Raw genomic sequence first — 10,212 nt, forward strand, 5'->3', positions numbered from 1 at the left:
GAAGCCAGTCAGGCCTGATGACGGCTTCTGGTTTCATAAGCCAGGCGGTACTCCTCCAGCCCGGCAGTGAATGTCGCACGACGTTCACGCCAGCCGGTCAGCGCACGCAGTTTGTCAGATCCTACCCATTGCCAGAAGTTAGCCAACCCGTGTACCGTCTCGATCGGCACAGTTCCGATCGGTGCAGATAACTTCAGCTGCAGGCCGTAAGAGTTAGCCAGGGCCTCACCAATCTGCTGCGCCGTTTCATAATGCTGACTGGAGATGTTGAATGCCTGCTGAGCCACCTCACTACGCTGTGGATGTTCTGCCAGCATGACATACGCCTCTGCACAGTCATCCACATGCAGCGAGTGCATGATGGCGGCAGGATCAGCCAGCAGCTCCAGCACGCCCTCACTGCCTGCAGCAAGATCGAACAGCGGGCCATAGTGACTGGAAGAGAGGCCATAAACGATGGTCGGGCGCAGCACCGTCGCATCGTAAGGTGCCCCCTCCGCCACCAGCAGCGCAGAACCGAACTGCTCGCGCGGCAACAACAGGTCAGGCGCTTTCATCGGGCTGCTTTCGGTATGAGGTGCCAGCCCTGCATCGCCATCTTTCAGATCCATCCCACCGTAATCTTTGCAGCCGCTGGTAAACATCAGCAGCGGCCGGATACCTGCTTTTGCGCTGTGCTCCCCGATAGCTGCCATCATCTGCTTAACCTTACTGAGGTGTGCCGCCATCGCGGTGAAGTCTTCTGTGTTAGACACAACCACATCGAAAACGGCTTCCTCAGTCTGCTTCAGAAAAGAGAGCTCTTCCGGTGAACCGATCAGCGGATGGATTTCATTACGCGCCAGCCCGGCAGCATCAGCTTCCCGACGGCACAGCCCGTAAGTTTTCCATCCGGCCCGGTTAAAAGCGTTTGCCACTGCGTTGCCAATATAGCCATTTGCTCCAGTGACCAGCACTGTTTTACGTCGTGTCGCGTTGTGCTTCATCTTCATTTACTCCTCTTGATTGCAGAAATTAATGACGCAAACACGATTAAAACAAATTTACTGGTGAAAAGGCTTCTACAGTGTGATGAGGGAAGCTCGCCATATCCGGTCTGATAGCGCCCGGCACCCGGCTGAGGCGATCTTTCTCAAGATGGAGCAGCCATTCAGACCATGATTATGCGAGATCAAAATATTCGCCCAGCCGCTGCGCCAGTATTTCCTGATGCTTCAACAAGGTTTTTCCTTTCTCGTCCAGCAAGCCAGCCAACTGTACTTGTTGCGACTCTGACGGCGTTTCATAATAACGATTAACTCTGGCATTACAGCGAATCAGCCCCTCCTGTGTAAACCTCCCATTATCCACGGCCACATTAGTCAGCAGGAATATAAGGCAATCCCAGAGGCTCAAACGTTGGGCCAGAGAAAAATAAATCATGCTGTGTGGTACAGAAGGTGATACCGCAATACAGTGCTGTAAATCGTTTCGCGTAAGGTAAAGTTTTAACTTCACTATCTGTCTGCACGCCAGTCTCGCAATGGAATATGACGGGTTGGTCAGCGCGCCCATCAGATATTCACGGGATCCTTCCTGCAAATTGCGGACAACCACCTGCAATGCGGTTTTGTACATGGCTGGATGAGAGGACGCGAGGTGATCCAGTGCCAGCAGAGTGGTTTTGTCGCTTTAGCGCAGGCAAGTCAGCAAACTTTGCACTGCCGATTTTTTAAGCGGCCAACAGATAAAATTGTTCTGAGGGGGACAGTCCATTACTTTGCGGATGTTGATACTGCCCTTTACGTATCATGTGTATGATTTCGATCCCCGCCAGAATAGCCTGCCCCCGTCGGAAGGATTTGAATCCCGTCATCAGCTTTATCCGCCGTTTGATATTACGGTGATCCTGCTCAACCAGATTGTTCAGGTACTTACTCTGCCTGACCTTAATGTACTCCTCCCTGCCAGCATTCAGCTCCGCAAGGGCAGCGGTGTTTGCACCGCTTTTATCGATGGTCACCACCTCAGGTTCGCCGTAATGGCGGATAGCCTTACGAAAGAAGCGCAACGCCGCTGTCGCATCACGCCTGGCGGTCAGCAGAAAGTCGACGGTTTGACCCGTCGTATCGACTGCACGGTACAGATATTTCCACTGACCCCTGACCCGGATATACATCTCGTCCATTCGCCACCGGCGGCCCACGGCACGTTTATGCCGGCGAAATGCCCTGTCCAGCAGCGGCACCAGGCGGATAACCCAGCGGTGAAGCGTCGAATGGTCAACAACCACGCCCCGCTCTGTCATCATCTCCTCCAGATTTCGCAGGCTCAGGGAGTAGGCCAGATACCAGCGGACGCACTGCGCGATGATATCGACGGGGTAATGTAACCGTTTAAAGGCATTTCGGATCAGAGACATGGTCAGGCAACATTGAAAAAACAGTATGTTACCCGACCACTTCTTAATGCGACAGAACCCTCAAGCGCCAGGAGACACCAGATTTACGGCATAAGAACCGAACAGAAGAAGCCTTAGAAAAACTGGTTATCGACTTCTCTCTACGTAATCCCCATCTCGGTCAGGTACAGGTATCACGTCAGATGAACGATCGATACTCAGCAGATATTAGCCCTAATGGCGTCCGTTACATCTGGCTACGCGAGAATATGAATACGATGGCCCTTAGGTTAGCCAAAGTGGCATCGTTATCTAATACCTCAAAAGACTTTGCCTGAATCGAAGGGCGTTGATAGTGTGATAACGACAAAATCGCCTGGTAATTATACCGTCAGAATCCCTTGGTAATCACACTAATACATGTTAATTCACTAACGTGGTTTTTCGCACGGTTGGCCCTCGAACCCCTTATTCAAAGTTACTAACCCTCAGGCCAGTATGACTCGGCTTTTACTTTCAGTAAGCGGCGTAAACGTTGCGCCTCTTTTTGTGGTGGATGGCCAAAGAAACGCCTGAATTCTCTGCTGAACTGTGTCGGACTTGTATAACCTGCTCTCAGTGAGGCTTCACTGGCCGTTATATTACTTCTGACCATTAAAAATCGTGCCTGATGCAGTCTGATCGATATCAGATACTTAATGGGTGTTGTACCCATGTATTCCCGAAAATGGCGATGAAAAGAAGGCGAGCTCATTCCCGCCGCTTTTGCCAGTGAAGGAACATCAAGAGGTTCCATAAACCGGGTATGAATGGTGTGAACTGCTGCCGAAATTTGCCTGAAATGTCCCTTCCCCGAAAGTGCTGCCCTGACTGACGCTCCCTGTTCATCAATCAGTACCCTGTAGTAGAGTTCTTTCAGGATCCCCGGCCCAAGGATACGGGCTTTTTCTTCGTCAGATACAGCCCTTAACAGGCGATAAACTGTATCCGTCAGATCATCTCCCAGTGGAGTGGAAAGCAATGTTTTCGGTATATCATCATCCCTGGTGTAAGTCTCCCCCAGTTCAATCAGTATTTCGGCAATAACAGCCATATCAAGTGTGACAGACATTGCCAGAAGCGGCTCGTCATGGCTGGCAACTGTCTGACTGCTAAAAGGCATCGGAACCGAGACAACCAGGTAATGTTGCGGATCATAGGCAAATTCCTGTCCGTCCATCCAGCCTGTTTTCTTACCCTGGAGGACAATAACGATACAGGGTTCATAAAGCACGGGAGTATGCGGCACAGACTCATTGACCCGCAGTAACTTAATTTTATTCATGCAGGTCCGCGAATAGCCTTCTTCAGGAGTAAGAGACAGGCAGAGAGAGATTATTTCCTGCGTGATAGTGGGCACTTTTTCACCTGTATATGCGAAATGATAATATTAAAGCCTTATAACGACCTTATCAGAAGGAATTTGAGAGTAAAAGGCAATGTTTAGACATTAACTGCCATTGTTGTCGTGGTCCCCGTCCTCTATTCTCCTGGTATTAACTGACAGGAGGAAATCTATGCAACATCCGTCTGGGAAAAGAATCTGGCTAATCACCGGAATTGGGCGGGGCCTGGGACTGGCTCTTGCCAAAGCAGTCATTGCCTCCGGAGACAGCGTTGCCGGTACCATCCGCGATGGTAAATACCCATTTACCTCCGGGAGGTTAAGTGTTTTTCAATGGGATGCGGAAACAGAGGGAGCTCAGCAATTGCTTGTCGGGAAGGTTATCTCTCAGTTTGGCCGAATTGATGTGCTCGTGAACAACGCAGGCTACGGACTGCTGGGCCCGGCTGAAACATCGTCATCTGCTGATGTTGCCCGCCTTTTTCAGGTTAATTTCTTTACCCCACTTCGGTTGATTCAGGCTGTGCTGCCTGGCATGCGGCTACAGTGCAGCGGGCATATTCTGAATATAACGTCCATTGCGGCACTCGACCCACTTCCCGGTTCTGCCATTTATGCCGCAGCAAAATCAGCACTGGACGCGCTGTCGCACGGGCTTGGCCGTGAAACCCTGCCTCATGGCATTTCATTGACCTCGGTGGCTCCGGGAGGATTTCGTACAGATTTTCTCTCCACGCATTCTGTCCGGGTAGGGTTTCAGGAAGCAGGTGCTTATCCGGCGGTCACTGAGCAACTCAACAAAATGCAGCTAAGAGATGGCAGGCAGGAAGGGGATCCAGGCAAAGGTGCCAGAATTATAATCGAAGCAGTTAACTCACCAAATCCCCCCCGAACGCTGGTGCTGGGCGGGGATGCTTTTATACGTACCAGGGAGTTTCAATACCGACTGATGAATGAGATGGAACTCTGGCAGCGTAACACTTTATTTGAGGATGAATGATGGAAGATTTTTTAGGCCTTGAGAACAAAGTGGTTATCGTGACAGGAGCTGCGGGCGATATTGGCAGATCCACAGTGGAAATGTTAATTCACCACAAGGCAAAGATTCTGGCTCTGGATATCGATCCGGCTGTTTATTCACTTGCACGGGATAATGAGGTTATAGCGCAGGTCTGTGACGTCAGTCAGGAAGATCAAGTCATCAGCGCGGTTGCACTCGCCCGGACAGAATTTGGCTGCGTGGATATTCTGATTAACAATGCGGGAAAAACCCTGAATAAGCTGGCTACCGAAACGTCTGTTGAAGAATGGGAAAGCATTATGTCGATCAATGCCAGGGGATATTTTCTTCTTTGCAGGGAAAGTCTGAAGGCAATGCAACCACGCAGGCAGGGCGCCATTGTTAATGTGGCCTCCGTGGTCAGCATAGTCGGTATGAAAATGACGTCAGCTTATTCGGCTTCTAAGGGCGCCATTGCTCAGCTGACGAAGGTTTTAGCACTGGAAGCTGCTGAATATAATATCCGGGTCAATGCAGTGGCACCCGGCGTTGTCGAAACAAACATTCTCTCCGGCATTGTCGAAGACAGCCGCGCTACCCTGGCCAGTTACGGCCATGTTCACCCTCTTGGCAGGGTTGCTCAGCCGGGAGAAATTGCGGAAGCCATTATCTGGCTTGCCTCACCGAAAGCCAGTTTTGTCACGGGAACTGTATTGATGGCCGACGGCGGTTATACAGCCCAGTAATCAGGAGAGAATTAAAAATGCAAAGTATCTTAATCGTCGGGTCTGATAAAGGACTCGGGCTGGGCCTGGCAGAAGAATATCTGAACAGGGGCTGGGATGTGTTTGCCACATATTTGCCCGACGCAGATATTTCATCACTTAGCACCCTTAACAGCACTTATCCGGGAAAACTGACCACCGAAAAAATGGATGTGACGGACACCTCCTGTATTGCACCTCTTATTGTCAGTCTTAGCGAACGCCGGTTTGATGTTATTTTTATGGTTGCCGGTATTTATGGCCCCTTGCATCAGTCTGTATTGCAGGCATCTGATGCTGAATTCCATCAGATAATGATGACCAATGCTTTTGGGCCTGCCCGCCTGGCCCGACATCTCCTTCCGTCACTGAAAACAGAGGGAACGATAGTATTTATGTCATCACACAGGGGAAGTATTGCAGGTAATACCGAACCGGGAATAGGTCTTGAACTGTACCGTGCAAGTAAAGTGGCGCTTAATATGCTGGCACGCTGTATTTATATGGATATCAGACAGGATGGGCATACCGTCTTGTCTGTACACCCGGGCTGGGCGGCTACTGCAATGGGAACGCTGAATGGTGCAGTTGAGGCAGAGATTGACATCGGGACCAGCGTTAAAGGAATGACTGATGTGATTGAACAACATCGTAACGATAAAGACCATCTGTTCCTTGACTACGAAAATAACACCTGGCCATGGTGATGATTCTGATATACAACCAGTAATATCACTGGTTGTTTTTAATCTCTTTTATTACTGTGTATACAGTTGAACGAGCGATTTTCATCTGTTTAGCTATTAATGCTGCTCCAACTCCCCGGGCATGCAGGGCGGCTATCTGAGGTCTGTTTACTGATCGCTTTCTTCCAAATTTTATACCTTTTAGTCTGGCTTCCTGTCGTCCTTCATTTGTTCGCTCAAGGATGCGCTGGCGTTCAGCCTGTGCCACAGCCGAAAGAATGGTGACGACCATTTTCCCCATTTCCCCGTCAGTGCTTATCCCGTCATCAATAAACCGGACGGCCACTCCCTGGGCGTCGAATTCTTTTATCAGCAGTATCATGTCAGCGGTGTCACGACCGAGGCGGTCAAGTTTCTTGACCATAATGACATCACCTTCTTCCACTTTTATTCTCAGAAGATCCAGTCCCTCCCTCTCAGTAGAGCTGCCTGATGCTTTATCGGCAAATATGCGATTTCCTTTCACACCTGCATCTTTGAGTGCCCTGACTTGAATATCGAGAGACTGTTGGCTGGTTGATACGCGAGCATAACCAAAAAGCCGCATAAAATGTACCTTAAATCGATTATCGGACATAGAGTGTCTATTATGTCAAAAAAACGATTTAATAGACAGCCAGGTTAGACCATTTTAATATGTACGATAATTTATAATATTTCGGACGGTTGCAAAATTGTTAACATATAACCGTCAGGCAGGGAGGCCGATATGCCCGTCGATTTTCTGACCACTGAGCAGGAACTGAATTATGGTCGCTATGTTGCAGAACCGGTTCTGTCGTATTAAGAAGTTGTCAGGTAACATACTGTTTTTTCATGATGTTACCTGACCATGTCTCTGATCCGAAATGCCTTTAAACGGTTACATTACCCCGTCGATATCATCGCGCAGTGCGTCCGCTGGTATCTGGCTTATTCCCTGAGCCTGCGCAATCTGGAGGAGATGATGACAGAGCGGGGCGTGGTTGTTGACCATTCGACGCTTCACCGCTGGGTTATCCGCCTGGTGCCGCTGCTGGACAGGGCATTTCGCCGGCATAAACGTGCCGTGGGCCGCCGGTGGCGAATGGACGAGACGTATATCCGGGTCAGGGGGCAGTGGAAATATCTGTACCGTGCGGTCGATACGACGGGTCAAACCGTCGACTTTCTGCTGACCGTCAGGCGTGACGCTGCAGCGGCGTTGCGCTTCTTTCGTAAGGCTATCCGCCATCACGACTAACCTGAGGTGGTGACCATCGATAAAAGCGGTGCAAACACCGCTGCCCTTGCGGAGCTGAATGCTGGCAGGGAGGAGTACATTAAGGTCAGGCAGAGTAAGTACCTGAACAATCTGGTTGAGCAGGATCACCGTAATATCAAACGGCGGATAAAGCTGATGACGGGATTCAAATCCTTCCGACGGGGGCAGGCTATTCTGGCGGGGATCGAAATCATACACATGTTACGCAAAGGACAGCTTCAACATCCGCTCGGGGGCGGATTGTCCCTGGCTGAGCAGTTTTACCTTCTGGTTACATAAAAAATTAACAGACCCGTTTTCCGGCAACCTGCCGCCGTTAATGCGACAGAGCCTTCTGGCCGGTATTGAACTGATTAACATGATACATAAAGGGCAATATCAGCACCCTGCCGGGGACGGGATGTCTCCGGCAGAACAGTTTTATCTGATAGCTTCCTGAAAAACAGGAAATTCAATTTTTACTGACTTGCCTACACTAAAGCCACAAAACAAAAAAACAGCATGTTACCTGATTGCCCGCTTAATGCGACAGAACCCTTTACGCAGCCTTCTCAAAATCCTCATCATCTATATATGAAATCACTGCGTTCAGATTTCTGTATTTACGCATAATAGCGTCGTTCCTGCCAAAACAGTGAGCCAGTATAACATGATTAGATGGATTATTCAGATAGTTCTGGAGATAGTTTGGACCATCAATATCTGCTAAATCAATAACATTGACTCTCCCCTTCAGGGAGGACAATTCGGACAGGGTGCCAGCCTCTATTTTCTCTACAGTATCGATATCTTCCTCAAAAAATTGATGTTCTAATATTTCAGGTCTTCTGACAGGCACCTTGCCATCAAAAGCCCAATTCAGACCATCTTCGACACCATGACTTCCGCTTATAATATTAATAGGGCGTTTGGTGATGCTGTTTCTCCTTGCTAATATCGTTAATGGTTCTATTAAATGTTCAGAAAATATTTCTCTGTTTGCGCCAAAGACATACTGGGTATCCCATCCCGGTTTTTCCATTTCTACGCTGTGCCAGATCTGCTCAGGCGCACTGGACAGAGGGGCCATTTGCACTTCATCTGGTGTCTGGAAACGAATAATGGGATAATTTTTAGGTTTACTCTCCTTGCTGACCGCCGCATTATCGTCTTCTTTACCTCTGGTTTTTATTGTCGCCAGTCGGTTGTTTATGAGTCGCATGTTATTTAATCCGGCTGCGCAACTGCTCAGAGTACTTAATGTACACCCAACATTCGCTGATTGCCCCTTACTTTTTGTTGCTTTTCCAGGCATTTTTACACTGGTATTATGTAGATAGTTATTGCCATTAGCAGGTGAAAGCCCCTTTTTGTCAAACAGTGTTGCAGGGTTATTCCTGCACATCCTGAACAGGTTGAGCCCGTCCACCGTCCCCGCCGGGTCTGCGGAGAGCCACCGGGCCGCCCACGGCTGGTAGTAGCGGTATCCGTAGTAGTACAGCCCCGTCGCATCACGCTCCTTGCCCGAGTAGCGCACGGTTTTGTAGTCCGCCTCCACGGTGCTACGGGCAGCCAGAACAGCCGTGCCTCCATACGGATAGTACTCCTCCATGCTGATGATATTTCCATCATCGTCCAGCTCCAGCCCGCTGCTGCCGGTCAGGTTATCGTAACTGTACCTTATCTGGTCATTGCTGATATCATCCGGCCTGCCGCTCTCCCAGTGCAGCAGCCGCACCTGCGCACGGCCCGCCTCGCCCACCGTGATAACCTGCAGGCTTTCCGTTTCAGTATCACCGGATGTTGTGCTGCGCAGCTCCAGCCCCGGCAGGTACCGTGCCCGCTGTGTCTGCGTGCTGTTCCCGGTTTTCTGCACGCTGACCTTCAGGACCCGCTGGCTGCCCGTGTCGTAGCGGTAGCTTTCACTGTCATTGGTATCACCCTCACGCACCACCGGCGTCACCTTCAGCAGCTCGTTACGTGGCGTCCACATCAGGTTCTGTCCCGGCTGAAGCCGTTTCTGCTGCCCGCCCGCGGTGAACAGCGCATCCACGTCTGCGGCGTTTTCGGTCAGGGAACTCAGCACAGCCCGGTTGCTGCGGTCGCTTACGGTAATTTGAGTTGTGTAACCGCTGCCCGTGGCCGGGGTATGGCGGACCTGCGTCAGGTTGCCGGCTTCGTCACAGGTGTAAGTGCGGGTGTAGTTTGTGTACTCGGTATCGTCTGCGGGAAGGGTAGCACCGCTGAAGTCCATGGGTTCGCTCGTCCGGTCATTATGTATAGAAGGCGCTTCTGCAAACATACTGACATCGGATATGTTAGTTACTAATGTCGCTTTATTATTGGCATATTTAAAGTGAGCCCCAACGTTATCCTTCTCTGTGTTGTTTTTTTGAGTAAGCAAAAAAACTTTGATGGTATAATTATACTTATCCCCCTCTCCATTATAAGGAATAAACAATTCAACATCTAATTGACGTTCGGTTAGCATGCCCGAATAAATAATATATGTTGTTGTATCCACAGCTTTTTTCATTTGCAAGGTAAATGCCCGATTGTTTCCGTGGATGTCAATATCATAAGCAGGCAAAACAAAATCGACATAAAATCCTTTACCAAGCTGAGGTTCCTGTAATAACTGTTAGTACCGATGTAAAAATGCCCCACATGCCAATGTAAAACTGACCCACCATGGGTAAAACTGGCAGTTTTAAGC

General features: G+C 49.7%; 9 protein-coding genes and 3 pseudogenes. 4 read left to right on the top strand and 8 right to left on the bottom strand.

What is annotated here, in order from left to right:
- Nucleotides 1–8: 8 nt before the first annotated feature.
- The 4 genes from AC3Y5R_RS17240 to AC3Y5R_RS17255 all read right to left on the bottom strand — a co-directional run bounded on the left by AC3Y5R_RS17240 (nt 9) and on the right by AC3Y5R_RS17255 (nt 3,779).
- Nucleotides 9–986 (bottom strand): NAD-dependent epimerase/dehydratase family protein, encoded by a 978-nt coding sequence (locus AC3Y5R_RS17240; RefSeq protein ID WP_489922332.1) that lies wholly within the window; start codon nt 984–986, stop codon nt 9–11.
- A 175-nt stretch (nt 987–1,161) separates the two neighbouring features.
- Complete coding sequence (locus AC3Y5R_RS17245; protein WP_489922333.1) at nt 1,162–1,617, bottom strand: hypothetical protein; 456 nt, start codon at nt 1,615–1,617, stop codon at nt 1,162–1,164.
- A gap of 94 nt (nt 1,618–1,711) precedes the next feature.
- The gene (locus AC3Y5R_RS17250; RefSeq protein ID WP_489922334.1) at nt 1,712–2,401 is read right to left on the bottom strand and encodes an IS6 family transposase; all 690 of its coding nucleotides are present in this window, start codon (nt 2,399–2,401) and stop codon (nt 1,712–1,714) included.
- Nucleotides 2,402–2,861: 460 nt separating this feature from the next.
- Nucleotides 2,862–3,779 (bottom strand): AraC family transcriptional regulator, encoded by a 918-nt coding sequence (locus tag AC3Y5R_RS17255; RefSeq protein ID WP_489922335.1) that lies wholly within the window; start codon nt 3,777–3,779, stop codon nt 2,862–2,864.
- Between the two features lie 103 nt (nt 3,780–3,882).
- On the opposite strand from AC3Y5R_RS17255, the gene AC3Y5R_RS17260 reads away from it, so the two are divergent.
- The 3 genes from AC3Y5R_RS17260 to AC3Y5R_RS17270 are packed head-to-tail and all read left to right on the top strand — an operon-like array spanning nt 3,883 to nt 6,235.
- The gene (locus AC3Y5R_RS17260) at nt 3,883–4,764 is read left to right on the top strand and encodes an SDR family oxidoreductase (protein ID WP_489922336.1); all 882 of its coding nucleotides are present in this window, start codon (nt 3,883–3,885) and stop codon (nt 4,762–4,764) included.
- Complete coding sequence (locus AC3Y5R_RS17265; RefSeq protein WP_489922337.1) at nt 4,761–5,510, top strand: SDR family NAD(P)-dependent oxidoreductase; 750 nt, start codon at nt 4,761–4,763, stop codon at nt 5,508–5,510. The genes AC3Y5R_RS17260 and AC3Y5R_RS17265 overlap by 4 nt, the downstream gene beginning before the upstream one ends.
- A gap of 17 nt (nt 5,511–5,527) precedes the next feature.
- Nucleotides 5,528–6,235 (top strand): SDR family oxidoreductase, encoded by a 708-nt coding sequence (locus AC3Y5R_RS17270; protein ID WP_489922338.1) that lies wholly within the window; start codon nt 5,528–5,530, stop codon nt 6,233–6,235.
- A gap of 25 nt (nt 6,236–6,260) precedes the next feature.
- On the opposite strand, the gene AC3Y5R_RS17275 is transcribed toward AC3Y5R_RS17270, so the two are convergent.
- The gene (locus tag AC3Y5R_RS17275) at nt 6,261–6,821 is read right to left on the bottom strand and encodes a recombinase family protein (protein ID WP_489922345.1); all 561 of its coding nucleotides are present in this window, start codon (nt 6,819–6,821) and stop codon (nt 6,261–6,263) included.
- Nucleotides 6,822–7,106: 285 nt separating this feature from the next.
- On the opposite strand from AC3Y5R_RS17275, the pseudogene AC3Y5R_RS17280 reads away from it, so the two are divergent.
- Nucleotides 7,107–7,796, top strand: a pseudogene (locus AC3Y5R_RS17280) (IS6 family transposase).
- A 259-nt stretch (nt 7,797–8,055) separates the two neighbouring features.
- On the opposite strand, the gene AC3Y5R_RS17285 reads toward AC3Y5R_RS17280, so the two are convergent.
- The 3 genes and pseudogenes from AC3Y5R_RS17285 to AC3Y5R_RS17295 form a co-directional block, all read right to left on the bottom strand.
- A complete protein-coding gene (locus AC3Y5R_RS17285; RefSeq protein ID WP_489922346.1) occupies nt 8,056–8,811 on the bottom strand; it encodes a hypothetical protein in 756 nt (251 codons plus the stop codon).
- Between the two features lie 42 nt (nt 8,812–8,853).
- Nucleotides 8,854–9,729: pseudogene (locus AC3Y5R_RS17290) on the bottom strand (RHS repeat-associated core domain-containing protein); the annotation flags it as partial.
- Nucleotides 9,730–9,750: 21 nt separating this feature from the next.
- Nucleotides 9,751–10,113, bottom strand: a pseudogene (locus AC3Y5R_RS17295) (hypothetical protein); the annotation flags it as partial.
- Nucleotides 10,114–10,212 lie beyond the last annotated feature (99 nt).

The organism is Erwinia sp. 009765445, assembly GCF_058137865.1.

Excerpts from the sequence above, each read along its gene's own strand:
- AC3Y5R_RS17270 (WP_489922338.1), top strand. The coding sequence starts at position 5,528 with ATGCAAAGTATCTTAATCGTCGGGTCTGATAAAGGACTCGGGCTGGGC.
- AC3Y5R_RS17240 (WP_489922332.1), bottom strand. The coding sequence starts at position 986 with ATGAAGCACAACGCGACACGACGTAAAACAGTGCTGGTCACTGGAGCA.
- AC3Y5R_RS17275 (WP_489922345.1), bottom strand. The coding sequence starts at position 6,821 with ATGCGGCTTTTTGGTTATGCTCGCGTATCAACCAGCCAACAGTCTCTC.
- AC3Y5R_RS17265 (WP_489922337.1), top strand. The coding sequence starts at position 4,761 with ATGATGGAAGATTTTTTAGGCCTTGAGAACAAAGTGGTTATCGTGACA.
- AC3Y5R_RS17285 (WP_489922346.1), bottom strand. The coding sequence starts at position 8,811 with ATGCCTGGAAAAGCAACAAAAAGTAAGGGGCAATCAGCGAATGTTGGG.
- AC3Y5R_RS17245 (WP_489922333.1), bottom strand. The coding sequence starts at position 1,617 with ATGTACAAAACCGCATTGCAGGTGGTTGTCCGCAATTTGCAGGAAGGA.
- AC3Y5R_RS17250 (WP_489922334.1), bottom strand. The coding sequence starts at position 2,401 with ATGTCTCTGATCCGAAATGCCTTTAAACGGTTACATTACCCCGTCGAT.